The organism is Blautia glucerasea (assembly GCF_013304385.1).
GTDB classification, from domain to species: domain Bacteria; phylum Bacillota; class Clostridia; order Lachnospirales; family Lachnospiraceae; genus Blautia_A; species Blautia_A ammoniilytica.
Genome location: NZ_JAAITU010000048.1, coordinates 1 through 26,594 on the forward strand (window position 1 = coordinate 1; position 26,594 = coordinate 26,594).

Annotated in this window: 23 protein-coding genes, 1 pseudogene and 1 riboswitch; of the genes and pseudogenes, 15 read left to right on the plus strand and 9 right to left on the minus strand. The window is 41.5% G+C overall.

Annotation, left to right across the window (positions count from 1 at the left end; all coding sequences use genetic code 11):
- Nucleotides 1-99 precede the first annotated feature (99 nt).
- Nucleotides 100-441 (plus strand): annotated as a pseudogene (locus G5B11_RS15385) (DapH/DapD/GlmU-related protein); the annotation flags it as partial.
- A 172-nt stretch (nt 442-613) separates the two neighbouring features.
- On the opposite strand, the gene G5B11_RS15390 reads toward G5B11_RS15385, so the two are convergent.
- The gene (locus G5B11_RS15390) at nt 614-1,072 is read right to left on the minus strand and encodes an Lrp/AsnC family transcriptional regulator (protein ID WP_158422868.1); all 459 of its coding nucleotides are present in this window, start codon (nt 1,070-1,072) and stop codon (nt 614-616) included.
- 205 nt (nt 1,073-1,277) lie between these two features.
- Here G5B11_RS15390 and G5B11_RS15395 point away from each other — a divergent pair, with 205 nt between their 5' ends.
- From G5B11_RS15395 to G5B11_RS15405, 3 genes are all read left to right on the plus strand, one after another.
- The gene (locus G5B11_RS15395) at nt 1,278-2,621 is read left to right on the plus strand and encodes an MATE family efflux transporter (protein WP_173728971.1); all 1,344 of its coding nucleotides are present in this window, start codon (nt 1,278-1,280) and stop codon (nt 2,619-2,621) included.
- A gap of 32 nt (nt 2,622-2,653) precedes the next feature.
- Nucleotides 2,654-2,824 carry a hypothetical protein gene (locus G5B11_RS15400; protein WP_173728970.1) on the plus strand — a complete coding sequence of 57 codons (171 nt, stop codon included), beginning with the start codon at nt 2,654-2,656 and terminating at the stop codon, nt 2,822-2,824.
- Nucleotides 2,825-2,926: 102 nt separating this feature from the next.
- Nucleotides 2,927-3,907, plus strand: a complete 981-nt coding sequence (locus G5B11_RS15405) for a toxic anion resistance protein (RefSeq protein ID WP_173728972.1) — start codon at nt 2,927-2,929, stop codon at nt 3,905-3,907.
- Nucleotides 3,908-4,152: 245 nt separating this feature from the next.
- Here G5B11_RS15405 and lpdA read toward each other — a convergent pair whose 3' ends face one another.
- From lpdA to gcvT, 6 genes are all read right to left on the minus strand, one after another.
- On the minus strand, nt 4,153-5,601 hold the full coding sequence (gene lpdA / locus G5B11_RS15410) for a dihydrolipoyl dehydrogenase (RefSeq protein ID WP_173728973.1): 1,449 nt from the start codon (nt 5,599-5,601) through the stop codon (nt 4,153-4,155).
- Nucleotides 5,602-5,622: 21 nt separating this feature from the next.
- Nucleotides 5,623-6,618 (minus strand): lipoate--protein ligase, encoded by a 996-nt coding sequence (locus tag G5B11_RS15415; RefSeq protein ID WP_173728974.1) that lies wholly within the window; start codon nt 6,616-6,618, stop codon nt 5,623-5,625.
- Nucleotides 6,619-6,807: 189 nt separating this feature from the next.
- Complete coding sequence (gene gcvPB, locus G5B11_RS15420) at nt 6,808-8,265, minus strand: aminomethyl-transferring glycine dehydrogenase subunit GcvPB (RefSeq protein ID WP_173728975.1); 1,458 nt, start codon at nt 8,263-8,265, stop codon at nt 6,808-6,810.
- Nucleotides 8,262-9,578, minus strand: a complete 1,317-nt coding sequence (gene gcvPA, locus G5B11_RS15425) for an aminomethyl-transferring glycine dehydrogenase subunit GcvPA (protein WP_173728976.1) — start codon at nt 9,576-9,578, stop codon at nt 8,262-8,264. Before gcvPA ends, gcvPB begins: the two co-directional genes overlap by 4 nt.
- A 33-nt stretch (nt 9,579-9,611) precedes the next feature.
- Nucleotides 9,612-9,995 carry a glycine cleavage system protein GcvH gene (gene gcvH / locus G5B11_RS15430; RefSeq protein ID WP_173728977.1) on the minus strand — a complete coding sequence of 128 codons (384 nt, stop codon included), beginning with the start codon at nt 9,993-9,995 and terminating at the stop codon, nt 9,612-9,614.
- Between the two features lie 37 nt (nt 9,996-10,032).
- Nucleotides 10,033-11,127 carry a glycine cleavage system aminomethyltransferase GcvT gene (gene gcvT, locus G5B11_RS15435; RefSeq protein ID WP_173728978.1) on the minus strand — a complete coding sequence of 365 codons (1,095 nt, stop codon included), beginning with the start codon at nt 11,125-11,127 and terminating at the stop codon, nt 10,033-10,035.
- 157 nt (nt 11,128-11,284) lie between these two features.
- A riboswitch (glycine riboswitch) is annotated at nt 11,285-11,363 on the minus strand.
- A 410-nt stretch (nt 11,364-11,773) separates the two neighbouring features.
- Between gcvT and G5B11_RS15440 the strand changes: the two genes are divergently transcribed.
- Genes G5B11_RS15440 through G5B11_RS15450 form a run of 3 tightly spaced genes read left to right on the plus strand, consistent with a single transcriptional unit; the run spans nt 11,774 to nt 14,482 of the window.
- A complete protein-coding gene (locus tag G5B11_RS15440; RefSeq protein WP_173728979.1) occupies nt 11,774-13,090 on the plus strand; it encodes an MATE family efflux transporter in 1,317 nt (438 codons plus the stop codon).
- 14 nt (nt 13,091-13,104) lie between these two features.
- A complete protein-coding gene (locus G5B11_RS15445; RefSeq protein ID WP_158422621.1) occupies nt 13,105-13,956 on the plus strand; it encodes an AraC family transcriptional regulator in 852 nt (283 codons plus the stop codon).
- Nucleotides 13,957-14,005: 49 nt separating this feature from the next.
- On the plus strand, nt 14,006-14,482 hold the full coding sequence (locus G5B11_RS15450) for a GNAT family N-acetyltransferase (protein WP_173728980.1): 477 nt from the start codon (nt 14,006-14,008) through the stop codon (nt 14,480-14,482).
- A gap of 130 nt (nt 14,483-14,612) precedes the next feature.
- Here the strand turns inward: G5B11_RS15450 and G5B11_RS15455 are convergent, their stop codons facing one another.
- Nucleotides 14,613-15,974, minus strand: a complete 1,362-nt coding sequence (locus G5B11_RS15455) for an MATE family efflux transporter (RefSeq protein WP_173728981.1) — start codon at nt 15,972-15,974, stop codon at nt 14,613-14,615.
- Between the two features lie 56 nt (nt 15,975-16,030).
- On the minus strand, nt 16,031-16,465 hold the full coding sequence (locus G5B11_RS15460) for a MarR family winged helix-turn-helix transcriptional regulator (protein WP_158422619.1): 435 nt from the start codon (nt 16,463-16,465) through the stop codon (nt 16,031-16,033).
- A 404-nt stretch (nt 16,466-16,869) separates the two neighbouring features.
- Between G5B11_RS15460 and G5B11_RS15465 the strand changes: the two genes are divergently transcribed.
- The 8 genes from G5B11_RS15465 to G5B11_RS15500 form a co-directional block, all read left to right on the plus strand.
- Complete coding sequence (locus G5B11_RS15465; protein ID WP_173728982.1) at nt 16,870-19,329, plus strand: UvrD-helicase domain-containing protein; 2,460 nt, start codon at nt 16,870-16,872, stop codon at nt 19,327-19,329.
- Complete coding sequence (locus G5B11_RS15470; protein WP_173728983.1) at nt 19,322-21,892, plus strand: hypothetical protein; 2,571 nt, start codon at nt 19,322-19,324, stop codon at nt 21,890-21,892. The genes G5B11_RS15465 and G5B11_RS15470 overlap by 8 nt, the downstream gene beginning before the upstream one ends.
- Nucleotides 21,889-22,605 carry a hypothetical protein gene (locus G5B11_RS15475; protein WP_173728984.1) on the plus strand — a complete coding sequence of 239 codons (717 nt, stop codon included), beginning with the start codon at nt 21,889-21,891 and terminating at the stop codon, nt 22,603-22,605. Before G5B11_RS15470 ends, G5B11_RS15475 begins: the two co-directional genes overlap by 4 nt.
- 190 nt (nt 22,606-22,795) lie before the next feature.
- On the plus strand, nt 22,796-22,954 hold the full coding sequence (locus tag G5B11_RS15480) for a rubredoxin (RefSeq protein WP_158422615.1): 159 nt from the start codon (nt 22,796-22,798) through the stop codon (nt 22,952-22,954).
- A gap of 121 nt (nt 22,955-23,075) precedes the next feature.
- The gene (locus G5B11_RS15485; protein ID WP_158422614.1) at nt 23,076-23,633 is read left to right on the plus strand and encodes a TetR/AcrR family transcriptional regulator; all 558 of its coding nucleotides are present in this window, start codon (nt 23,076-23,078) and stop codon (nt 23,631-23,633) included.
- A 166-nt stretch (nt 23,634-23,799) separates the two neighbouring features.
- Complete coding sequence (locus tag G5B11_RS15490) at nt 23,800-25,575, plus strand: oleate hydratase (protein ID WP_173728985.1); 1,776 nt, start codon at nt 23,800-23,802, stop codon at nt 25,573-25,575.
- A 267-nt stretch (nt 25,576-25,842) separates the two neighbouring features.
- Complete coding sequence (locus tag G5B11_RS15495; protein ID WP_173728986.1) at nt 25,843-26,040, plus strand: helix-turn-helix domain-containing protein; 198 nt, start codon at nt 25,843-25,845, stop codon at nt 26,038-26,040.
- 76 nt (nt 26,041-26,116) lie between these two features.
- The coding region (locus G5B11_RS15500) for a hypothetical protein (protein ID WP_173728987.1) at nt 26,117-26,594 on the plus strand (478 nt) is incomplete at its 3' end.

Below are 26,594 nucleotides of genomic sequence, written 5' to 3' on the forward strand. Positions count from 1 at the left end.
ACACGCGAGGATAGCTTGTAGATACTTGGCTCAGTAGAGCCATTGAGCAAGAAGCCCCCACTTCAAAATCTGAGATTTAAGTGGTGGGAGCATGTCACTTTTACATGCTTAGACGTATGTGAAATACATATAGGAGATAATGTGATGATCGGTCCTAACGTTACATTGGCAACTCCTATGCATCCATTATTACCTGAAGAACGTAATATCAGGAAAAGAGAAGATGGAAGTTTTTATAATCTTGAATATGCGAAGCCAATAACTATAAAAGATAATTGCTGGCTGGCATCCAATGTGGTTGTTTGTGGTGGCGTTAGTATAGGAGAGGGCTGTGTAATAGGCGCAGGAAGTGTTGTGACAAGAGATATTCCTCCCTATAGTCTGGCAGCTGGAAATCCATGCCGGGTTATTCGCAAAATAACTGAAAAAGACCATATGTAAAAAGAAAAAATCTTTCTCTGGAAAGATACTTTCATAAAGAGATCGCCAGAGTGCAGTCTGTATGGTATGTGCAGCAATGGATGGAAAGTCTATTTATGAAGAATCAACTGGAGTCTGAATTCGGAGGAAACAGATGCCTATAGCAGCCAGTGTAATCCGAGCAATCTGATTTCTATAGCCGTAATCCTTTAATATCTTTAATACGTGATAAGATTGTATTGCAGCTGCAGCTGATAACGCCGGGCAGTGTATCAATAACATTGAGCAGGAAGCGTTCCATCTCATCACTTGATGAAGCGACAGCATGTACATGCAGCTTGTCTCTTCCGGTGACACGGTAAATCTGTGTGACTGTATCATTTTTATATAATATATCTGTTACCTGCGGCAGATGGCCTGGCTTTGTTTCAATTTCAAAATAGCATGATACAGCACCATTGATTTTTTGAGGGTTTATTATTGTTGTATATTCTTCAATCACGCCTTTTTTCTCCAGAGCCTGAATTCGGGCCTTTACTGCTACTCTGGAAATGCCAGTTTTTTCACCGATATCAGAGTAAGAGATACGTGCATTTTCTATAAGCAGCTGGATAATCTTCTGATCCAGTGCATCTAAACCGTCCAGGTACATAAGTGTTCCTCCTGTAAAATAATATAGCGTTTCTAAAATATCATATCATTCATATTACTAAAAGTAAACAGTGACTTGACTAAATTGTTGTAACTGCATATAATTATTACGTAACGTAATTTAAAACTTACATTCTGAATATGTAATTTGATTTAGATGAAGAGAAGAACACGTGAAATTATGAAACCTGTGGAGGAATATGATAATGTCAAAAGATGAGTATTTAATCACAGATGCGCCTCTTAAAGCACTGACGGTTTTTGCAATGCCGATGATTCTCGGTAGCTTTTTTCAGCAAATATATAATATGGCTGACTCTATTATCGTCGGTCAGTTTGTGGGCTCCTCCGCTCTTGCAGCTGTGGGTGCTTGTTCAGCGTTGACAAATGTTTTCATTTGTGTGGCACTGGGTGCCGGTGTGGGTGCCGGTGTGCTGGTGAGCCGTTATTTCGGTGCCAGAGAGTATGGAAAAATGAAAACTATTGTATCAACGTCCTTACTTAGCTTTTTAATTCTGAGTATCGTTCTTGGTGTTTTTGGTTTTTGCTTTTCTCACTGGATGATGAGTGCGTTACAAACCCCTGTCGATATAATGGATGATGCAGTGCTGTATTTGCGGGTCTATTTTGTAGGTTTTCTATTTTTGTTTATGTACAACATCCTTTCAACGATGTTTACTTCCATAGGCGAATCAAAAATTCCACTGGGACTCCTAATATTCTCGTCACTCTTAAACATCTTTATGGATCTTTGGATGGTGGCCGGTCTTGGTCTGGGTGTGTTTGGTGCGGCGCTTGCAACCTTGATTGCGCAAGGCATTTCTGCCGTGTTTTCGCTTCTGATTTTTTTACATCGGATGAGGCGATATAAAAGTCACTTTGACTGGTTTGACCGGCAGGAGTTACATTCCATGTTTCAAATTGCTGTACCTTCGGTTCTTCAGCAGTCTACAGTGTCTATTGGTATGATGATCGTGCAGGCAGTTGTAAATCCTTTCGGAACGCAGGCACTTGCTGGGTATGCGGCAACGATGCGGGTAGAGAATGTTTTTTCACTGATTTTTGTTTCCATCGGAAATGCAGTTTCGCCATATGTTTCCCAGAACCTGGGCGCAAACAAACCCCAGCGTATCAAAAAAGGTTACCAAGCTGCATTGGTGCTGGATGTGTGCTTTGCAGCCATTGCTTTTATTGTCATTGAAACGCTGCACACGCAAATTTCCTCGTTGTTTCTTGGTAAAGACGGAACAGTCCTAGCCTATCAGGTATCCGAGGATTATATGAGATGGCTTGGCTATTTCTTCATCTTTATGGGAATCAAAATGGCAACTGATGGAGTTCTTCGGGGTCTGGGAATTATGCGGCCGTTCCTCATTGCAAACATGGTGAACCTGGCGATTCGTCTGTCTGTTGCGTTGATTTTTGCACCGCGTTTTGGCATTGCATTTGTCTGGCTTGCTGTACCAGCTGGCTGGCTTGCCAATTTTTTAATATCCTATGTGGCTCTCAGGAAATCATGGCCAACTGATAAAGAGGTGCCATCTCAATAACTTAAAGCAATTTACAAGGAAAAATTAATACCATGAATGATAAATGTGTGGTATTGAATGCAAAGAAAATGAATTTTGATGGAAAGCTGGATTTTTCATTTTATCTTCTGATGTTACAGTATATGATGATATTGAATCTGAGTTCTGCAATGCAGGTACAGATGAAGATGTTGGCATGTGGAAACCATCCGCGTTTATTATAAATACTTCAAGAGGCACACCTGTAGATCATAACAGCAATCATACAAAAAATGCAAATGCGAGAATGTTTTTATGATTTGCGGACTTTATCCGGAGGGAAAAACATGAGTGATACAAGAGAAATAACGGCTGCGATGGGGCAGAAGGCAGGAGCTGTTGATGAATCTATATTGTCAGACGAAGAAAAGCAGCGGGTGGATGCATTTGCCAAAAAGATTGATATTTTGAATATTAAAATGGTCAATTCTTATGGCACTGCAGCACAGAAGGGCATTTCGGCTTTTTCTTCGTCAATGATGGGAATTGTAAAGACAAAAGAATTCGGTGAAGTGGGTGACTGCTTACGTGAACTTCAAGTGGCAATTAACAGTACGGCTGTACCACAGAAAAAAGGATTACTTGGTCTTTTTAGGAAGGGAAAACAGAAAGCGGCATATGTGATCGCAAATTATGAAAATGCTGAGACGATTATTAAAAAGATTGAAAAAGATCTGAAGAGACATCAGCAAGCTTTGACAAAAGATATTTATGTGTTTGAGCAGATGTATGATCTGAATTTGGAATGCTATAAAGAACTGACAATGTATATTCTTGCAGGGAAGAAAGCCCTTGAAATTGCAAGAAATACAAAACTGGCTGAACTTAGAAACAAAGCAGAATTAACACAGGATCAGTTGGATATTCAGCTTTGTAAAGACTACGAGGACGCATGTCAACGTTTTGAAAAGAGAGTTTTTGATCTGGAAACAACCAGACTTATATCTATTCAGATGGCACCACAGATCAGAATACTTCAGAATGCTGATCAGCAAGTAGTAGCCAGGCTTCGTTCTGACATTATTAATACCATTCCGCTTTGGAGAAATCAGATGATACTGGCATTGGGCATTGAACATACAGCAAAAGCTCTTAATGCTGCATTGGCATCAGAAAGAGCTAATGTTGATGTAGAGACTCTTCGCAAGGTAAATGCTGATATCATTACTTCCATTCATGAAGTGGTTAAGATTCATGAAGAAGGGGCAAAACACCGTGCAGAAGCACAAGCAGAGTTTGCTAAGATTGAAGATGACCTGAATAGATAAGGAAATACTTCTCTGTATGGCGCTGGTATCAATTCCGCATAGCGTTTAAGAGTTTGAACTGTTTCAGATGTACAACCGGATAAACCAACAATAACTGTCAGAATGAATATTCCTAAATATCGTTTCATAAGGCTCCTCCTGCTTGCTGTATAATTATTTTATCTGATGTCTTTCTATATAATTAAGTCACAAGCAGGAGAAAACGTTACAAAAAATTTAATCATAGTTTTTGTTTGGAGATTTCATTATAAGGTGGTGACCTGGGTGATCATTTCGCTGAAAGAAGGATGGGGACGGATCACAGAAGCCATTTCTTCCAGAGTGAGCTTTTGGGCAATGGCAACAGCAAATTCACTGATCATATCAGTGGCTCTGGCGCAAAGAAGCTGTGCACCGATGATCACATGAGTTTCTTCCAGATAGACCACCTTCATAAACCCGCGTTCCTGCAGGGATAATACGGATTTTCCATTGGCAGAGCTTAAAATTTTATGACTTTTGGCGGCAAGTCCCTGTTCTTTTGCCTGATCCAGTGTAAGACCTATGGAAGCAATTTCCGGAGTAGCATAGATACAGGAGGGAACAAGATCAAGGACAGGGATACTTATATGTGAGACAGCACTGCTGGATGTATCATTTGATAATGCTGCTGCAATCTGATGGACAGCATGAACTCCTTGTGCAGTGGCAGCATGTGCCAGCTGCAGTTTTCCATTTACATCGCCGATGGCATAAATACCGGGAAGGCTGGTCTGAAAATGTTCGTCTGTCAGGATACGGCCACGTTCCATGGAAGGAGCAAGACCATCAGCGAACAGCCCATCTGTATAAGGCTTTCGGCCGGTAGCAATCAAAACCGCCTGTGCAGTGCAAGTGCAGACCGTATCTTTTTCCGTGTAAGTGCATAAGAGGCCCTCATCCGTAGATTCCAGAGACTGTACTTTGGCTCCGGTATGGATATCTGCACCTTTTTTCTTTAGGGATTGCTTCAGACTCTGCCCCAGCTCCTTGTCCATGTTGGCAATCAAAGAAGGAAGTGCTTCCAGGATCGTGACTTTGGTTCCAAGTGCCTGCCAGATTCCGGCAAATTCTACACCGATCACACCGCCACCAATGATCAGCAGAGAAGAAAATGGTTTCTGATTCCAGGAGAGCAGTTCATCACTGGTCATTACACCAGGCAGATCATGTCCGGGAATCGGTGGAATAGAGGGAACACTGCCGGATGCTAACAGAATCTGCCGTGTCTCAATGATAACAGGATCAGCTCCATCGGATGTGATCTGTACCTGCTTGATCCCTTCAGTGCCAGATGCATCAGTGCCGGTATGGATTACTGTTCCCAGACCTTGATATATAGTAACTTTTGCAGCTTTTAAAAGAGCAGCAATTCCTTTTTGCAAAGTTGTGATCGTTGTCTGCTTATGCTGCTGAATCTTGATAAGATCGGCCTGGACATGCTCTGCAGAGACACCAAAACGTTCTGCATTACAGATTTCCTTATAGAGTTCTGAAGAATGGAGCAGTGTTTTGGTAGGGATACATCCCCGGTTCAGGCAGGTTCCTCCCAGAGAATCCTTTTCGATCAGAGCAGTGCGAAGCCCAAGCTTTGCTGCTTCCAGAGCTGCTTCATATCCGCCTGGGCCGGCACCGATGACAGTCAGGTCATAGATGGTTGTTGTCATTTCTGCCATGGATAAATTCTCTCCTTTTCATTAGATTTGTTCTTGTACCATCCGACTTAAGTCAGAACGGACATTTTCAGGAACCATATGTTGTTCCAGAGATCGGTCTAATGCTTTGCAAAGTACATCAGTACGATAAAGGAGACCCCGAAATTCCGTACCGATATCAGAAAACCAGTCTGTCTCCATGGAATCAGAAGAAAGCAGTGCTTCGGTGATCATTCCTTCGTTTACATGAAGATCAAGATTAACCTCACCCCATGAAAAACGTTGTTCCAGCCGATTAGTGAATGGAATCTTTGGTCCGTATTTCCAGCGATCCGAGGAGAAACGTTCTCTGCCTTTGCAAATGGCAGTCTGCTCCAGCCGATCTGCACACAAAGATACAGCAGGTAATCCATATACTTTGGAAAATGCGGTACACATAGCCTGTTTCATGGTGTCCACAGTGATGTGAGGACAAAGGGAAGACAGATTTACTACTCTGGAGCGGACGGAGCTTACACCTTTTGACTGCAATTTTGCTTTGGAAGGATTCAAAAAACGGGACATGGAAGCTGTATCTACATTCAGCAGCAGTGTCCCATGATGGTAATAACATCCCTTGGAGTCAAAAAATGCATTTCCGGAAAACTTCTGTCCGTTGATGGCCACATCATTTCGACCGGTCTTCTCAGCAGTCAGTCCAAAGGAAGCAACTGCTTCTATGATCACCTGAAGCTGACGGTCTACATCTGCATCTTCTTTGCGCATACAGAAAGTAAAATTCAGATTTCCCAGATCATGGTAGACGGCTCCCCCACCGGAGAGGCGGCGGACCAGATGGCCGCCGTCTGCTTCCAGTTCTGATACACGGCACTCCTTCCAGCAATTCTGATTTCGCCCGATCACAACCGTATGTGCATTTTGCCATAAGTATAAAATGCATTCTCCCGGTTCTGCGTGAAAGGTCAGATATTCTTCCACTGCAAGATTTGTATAAGGATCGGTAGTCATGCTTTCGTATGTGGTCAGAGTCTGTATCATCGTGGATTCCTCCTGCTAGAGATTAGTTCGATATTATTCGGGATTATAATTCAAGAATGCCTCGGCATTCTTGCTGCGAGGTGCGCGTCATGCAATTGCATGACATACTTCTACTGCGCACCTCTGCAATCCTGCCGGAGGCTATATCAGCTGGGGGATTGACTCCCACCACTGATACTAGCTTGTTTCTCACCCTATAGAGGTGGGAGTCATCTCCCAGCTGATATAACGTACCACAGGTTTTCGTGCGGCACCGACTTCGTCCAACCTGCGGACAGGTGTTTCAAATGGATATTCATGCATTTTTTCCGGATGGGCCTGGGACTCTGCTAGTACATCCAGGAAGATCTGTACTGCTTCATCCAATGTTTCACGGCTTTCTGTCTCAGTAGGCTCGATCATCAACGCTTCATGGACGATCAGCGGGAAGTACATAGTGGGCGGATGGATACCGTGATCCAGCAATGCCTTGGCAATATCAAGGGCTGAAACATTCCGCTCATGCTTTTCCTGTTCTAATGTCATGACAAACTCATGCATGCAGGTGTGATCGTATGCCATCCTGTAGTGGCCGGTCAGCTTGTGCATCATATAGTTGGCATTCAGCACTGCAGTAGTGGCTGCTTCCGGAATACCTTCACGGCCAAGAGTCAGGATATAGCAGAAAGCACGGACCACAACCAGGAAATTGGAAGAGAAGCTGCGTACATTTCCAATGGCATGGGCAGCAGTCTTGGCTGTGAAAGTACCGTCTGTCTGTTTGTTAATGCGAAGTCCAGGAAGGAATGGCGTCAGAAAATCTTTGCAGGCAACTGGTCCGCTGCCAGGCCCGCCTCCACCGTGAGGGGTGGAAAATGTTTTATGCAGATTCAGATGCATTACATCAAAGCCCATGTCGCCAGGACGGGTAATGCCCATAACTGCATTTAAGTTTGCTCCATCGTAATAGCATAATCCGCCGGCATCATGAACGATCCGGGTGATCTCTGCAATATTTGGATCAAACAGACCAACTGTATTTGGATTCGTGAGCATCAGGCCGGCAGTGTCATCACCTACAGCGGCTTTTAATGCTTCCAAATCTACACACCCATGCTCATCGGACGGGATATTGATCACATCGAAGTCAGCCATAGCTGCACTGGCAGGATTGGTGCCATGGGCAGAATCCGGAACAATGATCTTTGTACGTTTGCTGTCACCACGGCTTTCATGCCATGCTTTGATCAGAAGGAGACCGGTAAATTCACCGTGAGCACCTGCTGCAGGCTGAAGAGTACATGCCTGCATTCCGGTGATCTCACATAATGCTTCTTCAATGGAAGAGAGTACTTCCAGACATCCCTGCACATCCTTGGTATCCTGCAAAGGATGAATGTTGGTAAATCCAGGGAGAAGAGAGGCAGCATCGTTGATCTTCGGATTGTACTTCATGGTACAGGAGCCAAGAGGATAAAAACCATCATTAACTCCATGTGTCTGTTTTGCCAGATCCGTATAGTGACGGCTGAGTTCTGTCTCAGATACCTCCGGGAGATGCAGTGCTTTTTTACGCATTGGTACTTTGATAGTTACTTCAGGGGTTGTGCAGGGCGGGATCAGGTCGCAGCCTCTTCCGGGTGCCCCCATTTCAAATATAAGTTTCATGCAAGCACCTCCTTTATCACAGCAATAAGACTATCGATCTCAGATTTTGTATTCATTTCAGTGGTGCACCAGAGCATTTCAGACTGTCCGGTCACAAGTCCTGATAAATATCCGTGTGCAGCCAGCTTTTCAGAGAGAACAGCTGCATCACAGGGACAGGTGGTTACAAATTCATGAAAAAATTCACCGGTATATTTCCTGGTAAATCCCAGGGCAGTCAATTCATCCAGCAGATAGCGGGCATTGGCCATACAGGAAGCAGCTACTTTTTCAAGTCCGGCACTACCCATAGCCGACAGATAGACTGCGGCGGTCATAGCACAAAGTGCTTCGTTGGAACAGATATTGGAGCTTGCTTTCTCTCGGCGGATGTGCTGCTCACGTGCCTGAAGAGTAAGGACATAAGCCCGTTTGCCATCCACATCGGTGGTCTGACCTACGATCCGGCCAGGAAGCTTTCTCATCATGTCTTTGGTAGAAGCCATGAATCCAAGATAAGGTCCACCAAATCCTATAGGAAGTCCCAATGGCTGGCCTTCACCTACCGCTACATCGGCATCAAATTCTCCCGGAGTTTCAAGAAGACCAAGGGCAATGGGGTTGCAGCTGGCGATCAGTTTGGCACCGGAATTGTGTACAGCATTCGCAATGGCAGCTCCATCTTCGATCAATCCATGATAGTTTGGGGTCTGAATGATCAGACAGGCGATGGAGGAAGTATCCATAGCGTTCCAGCTTTCCAAATCTGTAAGACCATCTTTCTCAGGAAGGATCACAAGGGGGGCTCCAGAACCAAAGCAGTAGGTACGGATCACAGATAAGGTTTTGGGATCCACGGAAGCACTGACACAGACAGTTCCTCGTTTTCGGTCACGACACATGGCGGCAGCCTCTGCGGCAGCGGTTGCACCGTCATAAACAGATGCATTGGAAACATCCATTCCTGTTAGTTCACAGATCATGGTCTGATATTCAAAAATCGACTGCAGCAATCCCTGGCTGATCTCTGCCTGATAAGGGGTATATGCAGTGACAAATTCTTCTTTTGAAGTGACTTGTTTCACGATGGCCGGAATATAGTGCTGATAGGATCCGGCGCCTCGGAAAATATGAGAAAAACGTGTGTTTTTCTCTGAGATTTCCTCCATTTTCCTGGCTACTTCCATTTCAGACAGGCCGACCGGTAAAGACAGTCCGTCTTTTAAACGAAGAGACTCAGGAATATCCGCATACAGTTCATCGAAAGAATGCATCCCGATGGAGTGCAGCATATCCAGTCGTTCTTCTCTGGTGCTAGGTATGTAAGAACCCATGACAGTTACCTCCTGTAGATAAATTCCGGCAGATCAGCCGTTACTTTCTGACTGACAGTGAGCTTCATACTCAGCAGCATTGATCAGCTCTTCTTCATCAGTGATATCTTTTACCTTGATGAGCCATGCATCATAAGGTGCTTCGTTGATCAGTTCCGGGTGATCCAGAAGCTCTTCATTGATTTCGCAGACAGTTCCGGATACCGGGGAGAAAATATCGGATACAGCTTTGACAGACTCTACATCACCTAAAGCTTCTCCGGCAGTAACGGTATCATCGATCTCCGGCAGATTGACAAATACCAGATCACCAAGCTCGCTCTGTGCAAAGTCAGTAAGACCGATCAAGGTGATATCGCCTTCTTTTTTTACCCATTCATGTGATTTGGAATAACGTAATGTTTCTGGACAGTTCATAATAGAAATCCTCCGTAATTTTATTATTATATGAAATTTATTTTTTTGTTTTTGAATAGAATGGAAGAGAGACAACTTCCATCTCAACTTTTCTGCCGCGTACATCGGCGGTAAGCTTGGTTCCCACAGCTGCGTATGCCTTGTCTACCAGCGCCATGGCAATAGGATATCCAAGATAGGGGGCATGGGTGCCGGAAGTGGTCATGCCAACCTTTATATCACCGGAGAAGACAGGCATGTGTTCTCTGACAATGCCGCGGCCGGTAATTTTCAGTCCTATGCGTGTTCGTGCAGGCTCGCTTGCCTCCAGGGCTTCTTTGCCGATAAACTCTTCTTTGGAAAACTTTACACAGAAGCCAAGGCCGCTTTCCAGAGGAGTGATGGTCTCATTCATTTCATGTCCATATAAAGGCATTCCGGCTTCCAGACGCAGTGTGTCCCGGGCTCCAAGTCCGCAGCAGATCAGACCTTCTTCTTTTCCTGTTTCCAGCAGAAGCTCCCACATGGCTGCAGCATTCTCAGCATCAAGATAAAGCTCGTATCCTGCGGAACCGGTATAACCGGTCTTGGAGACTATGCAGTGCATACCGCCGATGGTACGGTCAAAGCAGGCACTATAGTATTTTACCGGAAATTCGTCTTCTGGAAGAAGCTTTGCCAGGATCTCATGGGCTTTTGGACCTTGTACAGCGATCTGGGCAACAGAGTGGGAAATGTCTGTGAATGTGGCTCCTTCAACATCCTGCTCATGAGCTTTCATCCATGTAAAGTCCTTATCTTTGTTGGCAGCGTTCACTACGATAAAATAACGCTCATCCCGGACCTTATAAACGATCAGATCATCTACGCAGCAGCCGTTTTCATAGCACATGAGACTGTATCTTGCCTGGCCGTCGTACATATTTGTGAAATCGTTGGTCAGCAGATGATTCAGCAGCTTTAGTGCCCCGGGACCTTCGCAAAGAATTTCTCCCATATGGGATACATCGAAGAGACCACAGGATTCCCGAACTGCCATATGCTCTGCGATCACACCAGTCTGGTACTGGACAGGAAGAAGATATCCGGCAAAGGGAACGATCTTGCCTCCGTGTGCCTGATGGGTGGCATAGAGCGGTGTTGTTTTTTCCATAGGTGATTCCTCCTTATCTCACATCAGAATGACAAACAAAAAAGCACAGAACAAATAGATACTTGTTCTGCGCTCTGTCATCTTAACCTGAAAGATTACCCGAAACTTGTGATCGGTTGCTTCTTCGGTGCAACTTTGCTGTTGCTTTCCAGAGGTTCGTCGGAAACTGGTCCGTTTGCCTGAGAGTTCTTCAGCCCCTTCGGCGCACATTTCTGTGTCTCTCCCAGTTTCGTCATCCGATGTCTTTAATTACCCTCATGCTAACATAAAATGCCGAGAACGTCAATGAAAAGCATACATATTTTTAGAAAAAACAACCAAAAACACTGAAACTAAATCAATGTATACTGGACAAATTTAACAATGCAACACTGCGAATGAAGAAAGAACCTTGACAGGTATGCAAATTTTTTGCCCACGCCTGATGGAGCTGAAAGCGCAGGAAACAGAAATACGATTGGCAATTTTTACAGTTTATTTATTTAAAAATAGAAATAGTGCAATTTTTGCAGGATATTATACAAGAAATACATGACAATATATCGTATTATTGATAAGATGATTACAGTGTCAAAAGGGCTGATCCCACCTGTGCTTGCACAAGGGTGGGAGAATGATTTTGGAGATAGTATGTGAGGAGAAAAATATGGCAGTTGAAAGAAAAACACTAACGCAATTATCTATACCGATATGCTTGGAAACTTTGTTATATATGCTTTCTGGTATGGTGGATACACTTATGTTAGCGTCTGTCAGTGATCAGGCGGTGGGAGCAGTGGGAACAGCAAATACATATATAGGCGTTTTTATCATTATGTTTGGAGTAATATCATCGGGTATGATAGCTGTTATGTCACAAAATATTGGAGCAGGACGACCTGGGATCGCATATCAGGCCAGACAGCTTGGACTGATATTTAATGCAGTGATAGGTATCCTGATGTCTATTGTTCTTGCTGCTTTTTCTGGCAATATACTTAGAATCGTAAGTATTGCCCCGGCTTTGCTTGAGCCGGCGGAAACATACCTTAAAATTGTTGGAGGTGCATGTTTTTTAAATGCGCTTATTCCTATTTTTGCCAGCTATTTGAGAGTGTTTGGATATACAAAGCATTCATTAATAGGAACTATTGTTGGAAATGTTCTTAATTTAATACTGAACTCGGTATTCTTGTTTATATTTAACTGGGGAGTTATGGGAGTTGCTGTTGCCACAGTTATTTCAAGGGTTGTCAATCTTATTATTGTAGCGATTATGGGAGCTGTACTTATAAAAGCAAAGCAGAATCCTCAGCGTATTGCCTCACGAAGGATACTTGCGCAGATTGTTAAGATAGGTTTTCCTTCTGCTTTTGAAACAGCACTTTATAATGTGGCACTGACATTCATCGTGCGTTTTATGAATCAGATGGATGCCAATGGAATGAATGTTACAGCTCGTTCATATACTCTGCAGATTTCAAACTTTTCGTATTGTGTAGGTGCTGCACTTGCACAGGCGAATGCGATTATGACCGGCTGGAGAATTGGAGCAAAGGAGTTTGAAGACTGTGACAGAGGTACGAGAAAAGCTGTGTTCTATGGTCTTGTAACAGCCGCCTGCTTTTCTACCACATTTGCACTGTCCGGACATTTTATAGTGCATTTATTTACAAATGATACACAAATGATAAATCTTGTGGTAAAGTTGTTAATAGTAGACATATTCCTTGAATTTGGAAGAGTGACAAATCTTGTATACGGACAGGCGTTAAAAATCAGCGGAGATGCACTTTTTCCTGTTATAATGGGGGCAATCTTTATGTATCTGTTTGCTGTTGGCGGGACATACTTTCTCGGAATACATATGGGACTTCTGGCGGTAGGATCCTATATTGCCATGGCAGCAGATGAATGCGCCAGAGCCGTTGGAATGGTACTTAGATGGAAGAGTGGAAAATGGAAAAGTAAGAGTCTTGTATAACCTTAGGAGAGATTATGTACTTTGAATTAAAGGAAAACAAACCACATGGTACAAAGGACGATCCATTTAGTATATATCATATGAGGAATGGGGGCAGGTCATTTCAGGTACCGGTGCATTGGCATGATGAATTTGAAATTGTATATGTAAAAAGTGGCCTTCTGACTGTAAGTATATCAGGTGAGAACTATATAGGAAAACCTGGGGATGCCTTTGTAGTGTCACCGGGCAATCTGCATTTTATGGGTTCACAGGCTGGTGCTGTGGATTATTTTACTTTTCTTTTTCCGTTAAAATATATATCCTTTCGTACAGATGACATGTTAGATGAGCGATTGCTTGAGCCATTAAACAGCGGTCATCTGATGATAACTCCAAGAGTGAAAGATACGGTAAAAGAACTATGCCAGCAGTTAATTGAGATATATGTGACAGAAAATGATGAAAGCCAGTCAATAATAACTGCTCAGATCAAAACGAAAATAGTTCTTTTACAAATTATCCTTGAAATGTGGAAACAGGGATTTATAGTTGAAAATGATACCAGCGGCAGAAATACTATAGAAAAAGAGATGGTTTCGTATATACAGCAGAATTTTACAGGGAAGATATTGTTAAGGGAATTTGGGGCGCAGTTTCATCTTTCGGAAAAATATATATCCCGGTATTTTAAGGAACATTTTCACATTACCCTTTCACAATATGTGACATATTTACGATTAGAGCATGCAAAACAGCTGCTGCAAGACACGGATATTTCTGTTACAGAGGCAGCAATGCAGAGTGGTTATCAGAATGTAAGCTATTTTATCAGAAGTTTCAAAAAAGCATACGGAGTGTCGCCGTTAAAATATAGAAAAAATTAATGAGGGCAGTCACTGGGATAAGCTTGCTGTATATGTGAAGGAGACAAAAATGACGATCAGAAAAGCAGAAGAAAAAGACATTCCAAGAATTATTGAATTGTTAGGACAGGTGTTACAAATTCATGCCGATATAAGGCCTGATATTTTCATTCCAGGCACAACAAAATATACGGCAGACGAATTGAAAGCGCTTTTGAAAAACAAAGAGAATCCAATCTATGTTGCAGTGAACAAGGCAGATGTTTGTGTAGGTTATGCATTTTGCCAACTACGGGAACAGCCATTTTCAAACAATATGGTGCCGTTTAAGTCTCTTTTTATTGATGATCTATGTGTTGATCAACAGGAGCGAGGTCAGCATATCGGAGAAAGTCTGTTTAACTATGTAAAAAACGAAGCGAAGCGGCTGGGCTGCTATGAAGTGACATTAAATGTATGGGCAGGAAATACTTCAGCAGAAAAATTTTATGAAAAAATGGGAATGAAAACAAAAGAAAGACAGATGGAATATATTTTACCCGATTGATGTACGATACGAAAATAGTTGGAGCATTACTTACAATCCTTAATGGATTCATATGATAGATTTGGGATGTGTTGATAACCTGACTGCCAAGTAGTTTACTATGGCAATCAGGTTATTATTTTTATAACGCTTAATTCTGAATTTCTGCAAGTGTTTTTTTGAACTGACCTGCAAATAGAACAGATGTAAAGGTTACTGCGATCAGATCAGCAATAGGCTCGGCCATATATACGCCTGCAGTTGGATTGGATACAACATGAGGCATGATATAGATAAGCGGAAGCAATAGTACAAATTTGCGGACAACGGCAACAATGATAGAGCAGACTGCTTTGCCAAGTGAGGTAAATGTCATCTGGCACGCAATCTGGATACCAAACAGGAGCATAGAACCCAGATAGATTTTTAACATTGGTGCAGTAAAATCAATAAGACTTGCATCAGCAGTAAAAATACTTACAAATAATCTTGGGGCGAGCTGTACGGATGCCCAGAGTAAGGCAGCATATGCGGAACAGGTAATCAACAGTAAACGGAAAGTTTTCTTTACCCTGTCTGCATTTTTAGCTCCGTAATTGTAACTGGAAATAGGCTGTGCTCCTTGTGCGATTCCTTGAAGGGGAAGCATAGCAAATTGCATAACGCTGGTTAAAATCGTCATTGCGCCCACTGCAATATCGCCTCCATAATGGAGCAGGGACGAATTAAAACAAACGGTTACAACACTTTCACTTGCCTGCATAATGAAAGGAGCAAGTCCAAGTGCAACACAAGGGATAATGACTTTTGGCGTAAGGCGCATGTATTTTTTTCTAAGATGTAGCTGTGTCTTTTTACCACAAAGAAACAAGATGATCCAAAGCGTGGAAATCGCCTGTGATATTACAGTTGCCAGGGCTGCACCTTTTACCCCCATGTGAAAGGCAAAGATAAATACAGGATCTAAAACAATATTGCAAATAGCACCGATCAGAACGGAAACCATAGAAATAGTTGTAAATCCCTGAGCAGTAATAAAGGCGTTCATACCAAGAGTCAGCTGAACAAACAGTGTACCGAAGGCATAGATACGCATGTAATTGGATGCATAGCTGATGGTATTTTCACTGGCACCAAAGGCCAGCAATATATCTTTGCCCCATAACAGTAAAGAGGCAGTCAGAATAATTGAAACGATAATCTGGAGAAAGAAGCAGCTGCCTAATATTTTCTCCGCTGATTGGTTGTCCTGTTTTCCCATGTAAATAGATGCTCTTGGTGCACCGCCGGAGCTGACCAGGGCAGCAAAAGCAGATACGATCATAATGATTGGCATACAGACGCCTACACCGGTAAGGGCCAGACTGCCATCACCAGGGATGTGCCCGATATAGATTCGGTCTACGATGTTATAAAGCATATTGATAAGCTGGGCAATTACTGTGGGGATAGACAGTTTGAGAAGAAGCTTTCCAATAGGTTCTGTACCTAGAAAATTTTTATTATTTTGCATGGGCAATATCTCCTTTTTGTGTTTTGTGTTATTCATTTAGAAGTATTCTTTTAACATTATTCATTGAGCATCTGGCGAGTATTCGCGGCCATAGATTCGGTGATTTCCTTGAAAATATTCATATATTTTTGGGGGATATCCAGGGTAAGCTTCTGGTTAAAATCTTGCTGCATTTCCAGGCCGGCCTTGAGAATTGGCTGGGCTTTTTCTGTGCAGGAGAGCAGAACTTTGCGCCTGTCTCCGGCTACAGTTCCCCGTTGCAGATAACCGGCAGTTACCAGTTTCTCAACATGGACAGATACTAAGTTCTTTTTTATGTTCCGAAATTCACTTATTTGCTGAGCTGTACATAAATCCGGATTATTATTCAGAAACATCAAAATATCAAAAGATACCTGTGGAATATCAAATTCGTGAAGAATAGGTTCGCACATTTTATTGTAAGCGTTTAATGCATCGTGAAAAAAAGTTATGAATGCTGAGGAACGCATATATGCTGCACCTCCTTACTGCATATAGTATTTATTTGAACTGTATTAAATAATACGATGCGTAGGTAAGAAAGTCAAGGCAAAAGTCCTGTGGATATTCTTCCTGTGATCCGGAATATGTGTGATGCACTGAAAGACAACGGTGTGATTTATACATCTTTCAAGTACGGTGAGTTTGAGGGGAAGTTGCAGAAGTGGCTTATGGAACTCTGATGACTTTCAGGCTGATTGATGATATAATCGATAATCATAGCGAGGTGCTATTACCTACAATCAAGTGGAACTCTGGGGGATCTTGCTAAAGATTCCCCTATATTTTTGAAATGTTTTTTAAAAGTAATTTCTTATGAATAGTATCAGAAGATAACAGACGAACAGCATTTACGAAGCAGATAGGAGCTGACATGGAACCGCGATATTCAATCTTATATTTCAAAGAAGAACTACTCCTGTATCATGATAAAATCAGGACATATTTACTGAATGGAATAAAGGTATTCTGGTTTGGCGAAACCCATGATTGTGAAGCTTTGCGAAAAGAGTTTCCTGGATTTGTAAAAGGATTATTTTTGCAGACCTATGATATTAGCAGTTTTGAAGGCTGGGCATCAATACCAGCATCTAAAGTGGTTGATGGTATTGGCTTGGATACTGACTACAAAGCTTTGTTTGAATGGTTTGAGAATAACATATATGCATTTAATACAGCACAGTACCGGGTTGAACATTGTGATAAAGCATCTAACATCGTGGTAAAGGCTTCTGCAGGAACAGGAAAAACCACAGTTATGATCGACAGGATCCTGTATTTAATGCATATGGTTCCTGATCTGAATATGTCTGAGATATATATGATCACCTTTACCAACGAAGCAACCAATCAGATGAATGATAAGCTACAGGAGAAGCTATTAAGCAAGTATTCCCTGACAAAGAATAAAAAGTATTTGTCATGGCTGGAACAGCAGTCACAGATGCATATCAGCACCATTGACAGCCTTGCATATGATCTTTTCAGGCGATTTGGCACAGGAGTAGGATTTGGCCGTGATTTACAGATTCAACCCATGGAAAAAGAACGAAAAGATTTGATCAAGGATCTTCTTTCTGATTGCCTTAACGAACAAAAATCAATTGATGCACAGATTGGCATGACATATTCGGAGGCGTGTCGGCTGATAGACAGCTACTGGCGGGAACTGACCAGAAAAGGATATACGATCGATCAGATCCTGGAAAAGGATTGGGGTAATGCGGATCAAAACCAGGTAGTCGCAAATTTCCAGAAGATCTTATGTGTTGTATTAAAGCAATTCGAGGAAAAATACAGGCAGTTAAAACTGGATGCCAATGCTATTTCCATTAATGACTTGTTTTTTGATTTTGGCCATTATTTATTAGATAAGCGGCTGGATTGTAATGGCTTGGATATGAGATATCTTTTTGTTGATGAGTTTCAGGATACAGATGCAACCCAGATACGCACCTTTGCAAATCTTGCGAGGACAATTGGTACAAGATTATTTGTGGTTGGGGATGTTAAACAGAGTATTTATGCATTTAAAGGCGCTACGGATCAGGCTTTTGATATTCTTGAGTGGGAGATGAAGGGAACGCTTCGTTATTACAGCCTGAGAAATAACTATAGAACATGCTCTAACATAATGAAGATCATGGAGAAGTATTTCTTTGCATGGTCACAGGAAGGCTTGCTGCGATATGAAGAATCTGTACGTCCTTTTAAGAAGGACATCGGAGAAGTGCATATGGAGATGGTCTATAAAAAAAGTGAAATACCTTCGCAAACCATGAATGTTATTAATCAGGCACTTCAGGATCTTGAACTGGATGTCAGGTCAGGCAAAAAGAAGATTTCTGAACAGACAAAAGTGGCAGTTATTGTGAGAGGTAACAGAAAAGCAGCAGAGATTGCCAATCTTTGTCGGGCAAACGGAAAGAGTGTTGTATTAAATTCGGACAAACCGTTTTTTCTGTCGCAAGCAGTTCGGGATTTTTATGCAATGATCAGCTCCTACATTTTCGTGGATCAGCCTGTATATACATATAATTATCTAATGACGCCATATGCTGATTATGATAGTATGATTTCCGTTACAGAGATGGAGCAGCTTAAAGGGAATCAGAAGGCTTTGAATGAATATCTTCAGAATTACACTGTTCATACAAACTGGCATAAGTATCAAAAGGAATTTCGCATCAGACCGGTACTTTCTGTGATCAGGGATATTGTAGAAAATGAGAATGTGATCGAAAACTATATCGCACTTGATAAAGTCCGTATGTATGGTGGGGATTGGACGGAGGCCAGGAAAAACAGACAGGCTCTTATTGATGCCAAAAGCTATCAGATGAATCTTGATAAGCTTATGGAGATGATACAGCAGAGAATGGATGGGGAATTTGCTACATTATATGACCTTTATACATATTTGACCTTAATGATCTCTTCTAACCGGGAAGAAATGGAACCGGATATAGAAATGGCTGATGATTATACCAGTGTTTATATTATGACAGTCCATAAGTCAAAGGGACTGGAATATGATACGGTTATAATGCCGGCTATGAATGGAAGCTTAATTCCCCATGAACAAACTACCATTTTAATGAATGAAGAAAAAGCTGCATGGTATTACAAAAGAAACTTTTCGGAGCATATGAATAGTGTTTGGTACGATGAGCTGCGTAAAGATGCAGTACGAAAAGGTATGGCAGAAGAAACGAGAATGCTTTATGTAGCTATGACCAGGGCTGTAAATAAATTAATTCTTTTGGTCAATGACTGGGACTCTTATGAAAGCTGGTCTTCACTGATCAGAAAGGTAGGATTGATCGATGAGTAACAGGGTCTATACATATGTGAAAATAACAGAATTGAAAAAAGCATTCTTCTTTTCCCAGATTGCAGCACTGCCTCAGCTGACGATGTCTTTGGAAATGGCCAGGAGCATGGCTTTTGATATGCGTATTTTTCAACGCAACATAATGGGATTCTCCGGCTTTTTACAAAGACTATTTCCAGGCTGGAATACCAGTGGACAAAGATTTGCTTATATTACGGTGCTGAACCATTTTCTCAGGGATAAGATCCGTTCTGCAAAAGACAAATCTGAGAGAGACTGGTTATTTGGATGCAAAAAGAATCTTTATTTTGCAATAAATAACATGATTCGTTTAGAGGAAGCAAGGGTTCGTCCGGAAGATATCCAGGATCTATCCAGGGATATCCGTCTGTTTGTAGAGATGTGGAAGAAGCTTGAGAATGCAGATGATTCGATCCATAATTTCAGGAACAGATTAGTAGAATTGCAGGATGCAGACGTCTTTTCAGATGCTGTAAATAAAATATTTAAGTTTCATGGGAGAAAACAGATCGTATGGCATGGTTTTCAGTTTCTCACGCCTATACAGCAGTATGTGTTTGACTGCTTTGGGCATGCAGGATATGATATCTACGCATTGATTCAGGATGAAGAACAATATCCGTATGCAAATCAGATCTGGGAGTATTTGTATGATCATAAGAACGGCTTTCCTGAAAAGAAAATGTGGATCAGACAGGATGCTGATATAAAGATAAATCCGTTGGGTGAGATTTTTGAAACAGGTGAAAAGACCAGTGCGTCCAATATAAACATTATTAAATATAATAATACAGTTGAATTTATAGAAGACATTCCGCGTATCAAAGAAGCAGGGTATTATATTTATTGTACAGATGATAGGGCTGCGAATAATATGCTGAAGGATTATTATCCTGAACAGTATGAAACAAGAAATCTGTTGTCATATCCAATTGGCCAGTTTGTATATGCATTGCATCGTATGTGGGATGAAGACCTTCAAGGCATTGTATTAAGCCAGAATGGACTGCGAAAGTGTTTTGCTTCAGGATGGCTTTCTTCTAATGGTAAAAGCAGCGTGAATTTTACAGAAGATTTAGAGAGGCTGTTGCCATATTTTGAAGGGTGTTATACAGTGGACGAATGGAAGGCTCGTCTGGAAACTTTTACAGATGCCTGTCATAACGCAGTGGATGTTTTTACAGTTCAGGCAGATGATCCGGAGGACAAAAGAAAACAAGAGGATTTAGGCAATCCACTTCGCTATTTTAGTGCATTTTCCATAAATGAAAGCCACATTGCAGAAGTGATGGATATTATTGATCAGCTGATAAGGATGGCTAAGGCTTTATTTGGAGGAAATGAGCCGGTTTCTATACATGAACATATGAATAAACTGGATGGTATGCTTTATATGCACAAAGGTATGCCGAAGGAACTATACCTGGAAGAACGTGAAAAGGTAAAACAAATATTTGAAGCATTGGAAAGTGAGAAGGTCAGGGATTTTCTGTGCTACCCGGGAGATCTGGCAGCAGCACTGCTGTCTTTCATGGGCGGCAGGACAGATGATGAAGAACAGAGCCATGCAGGACTTCAGACGCTTGTGTTTAATATTTTTCAGGTTGAAGCGGCACCGATTGCTGCAAAAGAGAAAGTGCATATATGCCTGGCAGACATTTCCAGACTGCCCGGTGCAGCCGGAAAGTATGGTTGGCCGCTGGATGAGGACGTACTTTTAACAATTGCTGAGTGTAATAAGAATACTTATCTTAACAATTGGATTAAAAATAACAGGTTGACCCCATTGTCAAATCGATATTACTTATACACTGCACTTAAAAATAAAGATGTGGAAATTTCCTGGATACAAAAACAGGGCGAAAAGCTATATTCGCCGTCGCCATACATTACATTAATTGATAAATTGAGTGATGCACAAATTCGGGGAACAGATGCACGTTCACTGGAGCTGCCATATGTAACCGGTATTTATCCGCATAAGCATCTGGATTGTTCCTTTGATATTCGAAATAATGAAAAAATGTATGAGCATGATGCGAAATTGGTTTACTCGCTATGTCCGATGCGTTTTGTATATGAATACGTGCTTGGAGACAGTTCCGCTTATAGAAGTGAATATCAGCAGAACAGGGCGATTGTCCGGCTGATTCAGATATTCAATAAGCTGCTGAAGGGAAAGTATACCATCGAGCAGATTGCCGGGCAGGTTTTTGAAATATTTCCAAACATCAGGAAAGCAGAAAAACGTCAGATGAGGGATGATGCTGCAAGGTGGCCGGTTATGGAACCGGATGATGCTTACACTGCATATAAGGATAAAAATTATACAAACTACCGTTTGAATCTTACATTTCTGGATGAAAGAATTTATGAACAGGCCAGGAAAAATGCGGCTATGCTAATGAGTCAGGAGGGACGCAGGGGAATTTTTTATGACCGTGGTCAGCAGACTGGATCAAGAAACTGTGAATTTTGCCCGCATTCTGTTTATTGTATGAGTGCATTATATGGTATAGATTATAAGGGTGAACAGGGATGATAGAAAAACAATTTTGGATCAATGTAAAAGAGGCATGGATCGTATCTGCACAGACTAAAATTACCAATGTTCATGCCGATTCCGAAGGAACAAAAGATTTCTCTGTGCCAGACGATTCTGAGGATATGGAAGTGTCATTTGATGACATTGATTTTGACAGATCTGTAGAGTCTGTCATCAGTGGCGGTGACTTTGTTATGAAAGATAGACAGGATCATGTGGCAGCAAAAGAACAAATAGTGGCACCATCCAGACCAGCGCTTGATACTGCAGCTTTTGAACAGAAGATGGGACAGCGGACATTACAGGGGTATACAGAAGCTGCCAGGCTTTTACTGCACTGTGAGCTGCCGGAGGAAATAAATGGATTATATGAGGAACTGATTTTAAGACTGCCAGTTCTGCAGGATGCAGTTACAAAGTTTGAAGGAGTGTATCAGACAGATTTGGATCAGTTTTATGATTATTATATTCCGGAAACATTACAGCTGACGTCTGCATATCTGGAGTACCTGGACGCAGGCATCGGAAAAGACATTGTGAATGAGACCGAGAAAGAGATTCTTGATGCTTTAAAACAGCTTCTTATTGCAGTAAACGATAAAGTAGATGAGATCTATAAATTTGCATCAATCGAAATCAAAGCAAAAGCAAAGGCACTTGAAAGCCTGATGAGTCAGGATGGATATGTGGATTCTAAGTTCAAACTTTGAAAAAATGCATTTTCGTTTTAGTGTGTGGATTACACCGCAAAAGATCCTTGCAAAAAGATATGGAACACGATAAAAACAGAAATGGTTCCTATTTTTGCATTGACTTTTATTTCAAATTGTATATAATAATAAATAGGAATCATTCCTGAAAAGTAACGTGATCATAAATATTATAAGGGAGGAACTGACAATGAAATACATTTGTGATGTTTGTGGATGGGAATATGATGAGGAGAAAGGTTATCCGGAAGGCGGTATTGCACCGGGAACCAAGTGGGAAGATGTTCCGGACGATTTTGAATGTCCATTATGTTCTGTTGGAAAAGATCAGTTTTCAGCAGAAGAATAACTCTTGAGTCACGAAGAAGTAATTAATGATACCCCGTTGGAAGACCAGCGGGGTATTTTTAGCAAGGAACAGACAGTATATACGCTGCCTGTGTCTTATTATAGAAAGGTAGGAATGATACGTGGCAGAGTTTACAAAAAGGGCGTTAGAAGAATCACTTAAGAGGATGCTTATGAAAAAACCGGTTAATAAGATCACGATCAATGATATTACCGAAGACTGTGGCGTTAATCGTGCAACCTTCTATTATCATTTCAAAGATATTTATGATCTGGTGGAATGGTCCTGTGAAGAAGATTCAAAAAGAGCAGCGGATGGAAACACAACGTATGATACATGGGAACAAGGCTTCTTGAATATTTTTTATGCAATTGAAGAAAATAAGCCTTTTATATTAAATGTATATCATTATGTAAGCCAGGAGCAAATCACACAATATTTATATAGGGTTGTTTATCGACTGATCAAGGATGTAGTTGAAGAATGCGCAGAAGGCATGAGTGTTCGGGAAGAAGATAAGAAATTCATTGCAGATTTTTATAAATTTGCTTTTGTAGGAATAATTCTGGACTGGATACGGAATGATATGAAGACATCACCGGAACAATTGGTTGCACGAATCAGTGCACTTATTGAAGGGGATGTGGTACGTATGTTGGAGAAGTGCCGTATAGATTGAGATTCCAACAAGTTGCTGTTTTTGTTGAAAAAAACGACAATGCAGCTTTACTGTTAAAGAATTCGATGGCACGGTTGTTTTGTTGATTGCAGGAGAATGACCACTAACATATAATCAGGGCATAACTAACAAACATAGAGTCGTCAAAGCTTTAGGAGGTATGATTATGTATTATTCAAGTGGTAATTACGAGGCATTTGCTCGTCCGAAAAAACCGGAAGGTGTGGATCACAAGTCTGCTTATATTATTGGCACAGGCCTTGCAGCACTTTCAGCCGCATGCTATCTTGTTCGTGATGGACAGATGAAAGGGGAGCATATTCATATTTTTGAAAAGGATCCTATTCCAGGGGGAGCGTGTGATGGATTTGAATATCCAGGCGTGGGATATGTGATGCGTGGCGGACGAGAAATGGACAACCATTTTGAAGTTATGTGGGATCTTTTCCGGTCCATCCCATCGATCGAAACAGAGGGAGTCAGTGTTTTGGATGAGTATTACTGGCTGAACAAGGAGGATCCTAATTATTCACTTTGCCGTGCCACTGTAAACTGTGGAGAAGATGCACATACAGACAAGAAATTTGCAGTTTCTGACAAAGCCCAAATGGAGATTATGAAGCTGTTCTTTACCCCGGATGAAGATTTATATGATAAGCGTATTGATGAATTCTTCGATGATGAAGTATTTGATTCAAACTTCTGGCTCTATTGGAGAACGATGTTTGCTTTTGAAAACTGGCACAGTGCCCTGGAAATGAAACGTTATATCAAGCGTTATATTCATCATATCGGAGGACTTCCGGATTTTACAGCGCTTCGTTTTACAAAATACAATCAGTATGAGAGTATGATTCTTCCGATGGTGAAATATCTGGAAAAAGCCGGTGTGGCATTCCATTATAATACCAGAGTGGTGAATGTTGAATTTCATGTTGAACCCGATAGAAAACAGGCTACACGGATTGAAATTGTAACAGAAGGTGAAACTCGCTATGTTGATCTGACAGAAGATGATCTTGTGTTTATCACCAACGGCGGATGTGTGGAGAATTCTGCAATGGGATCCCAAAATACGCCGGCACCATATGACCCGGAAATCAAGCCGGGCGGTGGATGGGATATGTGGAGGCGTATTGCAGCCCAGAGTCCGGACTTTGGAAACCCGGATAAATTCTGCTATGACAGTGAACTGTGTAACTGGATGAGTGCTACTGTGGAAACGCTTGATCAGCGTATTATTCCGTACATTAAGAATATCTGTAAAAGAGATCCTTTCACCGGAAAAGTGGTAACCGGAGGCATTGTAACAGTTAAAGATTCCAGCTGGCTCCTGAGCTGGACCATCAATCGTCAGCCACAGTTTAGAACTCAGTCGAAAGACCATTGCATTGTATGGGTATATGCACTCTTTAATGACAGACCTGGTGATTATATTAAAAAACCGATGCGAGACTGTACAGGAAAAGAAATCTGTATGGAATGGCTGTATCATATCGGTGTGCCGGAAAATCAGATTGAAGAACTTGCAGAGAACAGTGCCAATACAGTTCCGGTTATGATGCCTTATATTGACGCATTCTTCATGCCCAGAAATGATACAGATCGTCCGAAGGTAGTTCCTGACGGGGCAGTGAATTTTGCCTTTATCGGTCAGTTTGCGGAAACAGCCAGAGATACTATTTTTACCACAGAATATTCTATGAGAACCGGCATGGAAGCAGTGTATACACTTTTAGACGTGGATCGCGGTGTGCCGGAAGTCTGGGGCAGTACCTACGATGTGAGAGATCTGTTAAATGCTACCGTAAAGCTTCGTGATGGAGAAGCTTTGACGCAGATGAAGCTGGGATTGAAAGAAAAAATAGCGATTAAAAAGGCCTTAGGGTTTATCGAAAACACAGATGTTGAAAAACTTTTGAAAGAATATGGCATTATTTAACCGAATCAAGCAAAATTCAAGTAAGATTCCCGCATCAATTGGGGAAAACAATAAGCAGTGTGAGGAAACTTGCTATTGGATGTGCTTGTGAAGAAAGACAGGTGAAAATTCCTTGAAAATCAAGGAGTTTGAGCCTGTCTTTTTTATTTTATAAAAACATATGGCGAATAATATGATGCGAGGTGAGAAGATAGTGGATTGACAACATAGCATATATCGGATACTATTAAATAACGCAATGCGTTATTTTGGCGGGAGAGTTTTATCATGAGTAGGGGAAAAGAAGTAAAAGAATTAAGAGAAAAAATGGGAATGAACAGACGTGAATTTAGTGATTACTATGGTATTCCGTATCGTACTGTTCAAGATTGGGAAGCAGAGAAAAGAGAACTTCCGGATTATTTACTGCGATTGTTGAAATACAGAGCGGAAATAGAGCGTCGAATCAAAAGTGGAGATAATTAAAAGGTATCCTCTGTATATTTTTTTACAATAAGCATAACGCAATGCGTTATAATGCGTAAATGTTTAGGAGGTTAACTTGGAGAGAAAAGTAAATGTTATCGAAGATTTGAACGGAAAGAAAACAGTATTTATTCACGATATTCTGTTCAAGGGAAAAAGAGCAGTTAATTGGGATGAAGTTGAAAAGTATTTACGCCAGTATGTAGGAGAATTCTATCAGATAGAAGATTGCAATAAGATGATTTATATTGGATCGGATCTTCCTGATGAGTATACGCACTCAAATTATACTCGGATTTTGAAAGGAGCAAATGCGAAAGCAAAAGCGAATGCCGCACAGGGATTACCGGAATTGCTTAAAATAGCAACGAACGAGGTTTATGAAGATAATCGTAAGGAGAAGCATAGTAAAGATGCTAAATATGGTTGGTATTCATATGATTCAAGATTTGCTCTTCCGGTATTTGGTGATGATGGAGAAATAAAGAGATACAACGTCTTTAACATAAATATAGCAAGAATTCTCCTTCCTCTGCAGGTGGGAGATGAATTGC

Coding starts and splice junctions, on each gene's coding strand:
- G5B11_RS15390 (WP_158422868.1), bottom strand. CDS start 1,072: ATGTACCTGGACGGTTTAGATGCACTGGATCAGAAGATTATCCAGCTG.
- G5B11_RS15395 (WP_173728971.1), top strand. CDS start 1,278: ATGTCAAAAGATGAGTATTTAATCACAGATGCGCCTCTTAAAGCACTG.
- G5B11_RS15400 (WP_173728970.1), top strand. CDS start 2,654: ATGAATGATAAATGTGTGGTATTGAATGCAAAGAAAATGAATTTTGAT.
- G5B11_RS15405 (WP_173728972.1), top strand. CDS start 2,927: ATGAGTGATACAAGAGAAATAACGGCTGCGATGGGGCAGAAGGCAGGA.
- lpdA (WP_173728973.1), bottom strand. CDS start 5,601: ATGGCAGAAATGACAACAACCATCTATGACCTGACTGTCATCGGTGCC.
- G5B11_RS15415 (WP_173728974.1), bottom strand. CDS start 6,618: ATGATACAGACTCTGACCACATACGAAAGCATGACTACCGATCCTTAT.
- gcvPB (WP_173728975.1), bottom strand. CDS start 8,265: ATGAAACTTATATTTGAAATGGGGGCACCCGGAAGAGGCTGCGACCTG.
- gcvPA (WP_173728976.1), bottom strand. CDS start 9,578: ATGGGTTCTTACATACCTAGCACCAGAGAAGAACGACTGGATATGCTG.
- gcvH (WP_173728977.1), bottom strand. CDS start 9,995: ATGAACTGTCCAGAAACATTACGTTATTCCAAATCACATGAATGGGTA.
- gcvT (WP_173728978.1), bottom strand. CDS start 11,127: ATGGAAAAAACAACACCGCTCTATGCCACCCATCAGGCACACGGAGGC.
- G5B11_RS15440 (WP_173728979.1), top strand. CDS start 11,774: ATGGCAGTTGAAAGAAAAACACTAACGCAATTATCTATACCGATATGC.
- G5B11_RS15445 (WP_158422621.1), top strand. CDS start 13,105: ATGTACTTTGAATTAAAGGAAAACAAACCACATGGTACAAAGGACGAT.
- G5B11_RS15450 (WP_173728980.1), top strand. CDS start 14,006: ATGACGATCAGAAAAGCAGAAGAAAAAGACATTCCAAGAATTATTGAA.
- G5B11_RS15455 (WP_173728981.1), bottom strand. CDS start 15,974: ATGCAAAATAATAAAAATTTTCTAGGTACAGAACCTATTGGAAAGCTT.
- G5B11_RS15460 (WP_158422619.1), bottom strand. CDS start 16,465: ATGCGTTCCTCAGCATTCATAACTTTTTTTCACGATGCATTAAACGCT.
- G5B11_RS15465 (WP_173728982.1), top strand. CDS start 16,870: ATGGAACCGCGATATTCAATCTTATATTTCAAAGAAGAACTACTCCTG.
- G5B11_RS15470 (WP_173728983.1), top strand. CDS start 19,322: ATGAGTAACAGGGTCTATACATATGTGAAAATAACAGAATTGAAAAAA.
- G5B11_RS15475 (WP_173728984.1), top strand. CDS start 21,889: ATGATAGAAAAACAATTTTGGATCAATGTAAAAGAGGCATGGATCGTA.
- G5B11_RS15480 (WP_158422615.1), top strand. CDS start 22,796: ATGAAATACATTTGTGATGTTTGTGGATGGGAATATGATGAGGAGAAA.
- G5B11_RS15490 (WP_173728985.1), top strand. CDS start 23,800: ATGTATTATTCAAGTGGTAATTACGAGGCATTTGCTCGTCCGAAAAAA.
- G5B11_RS15495 (WP_173728986.1), top strand. CDS start 25,843: ATGAGTAGGGGAAAAGAAGTAAAAGAATTAAGAGAAAAAATGGGAATG.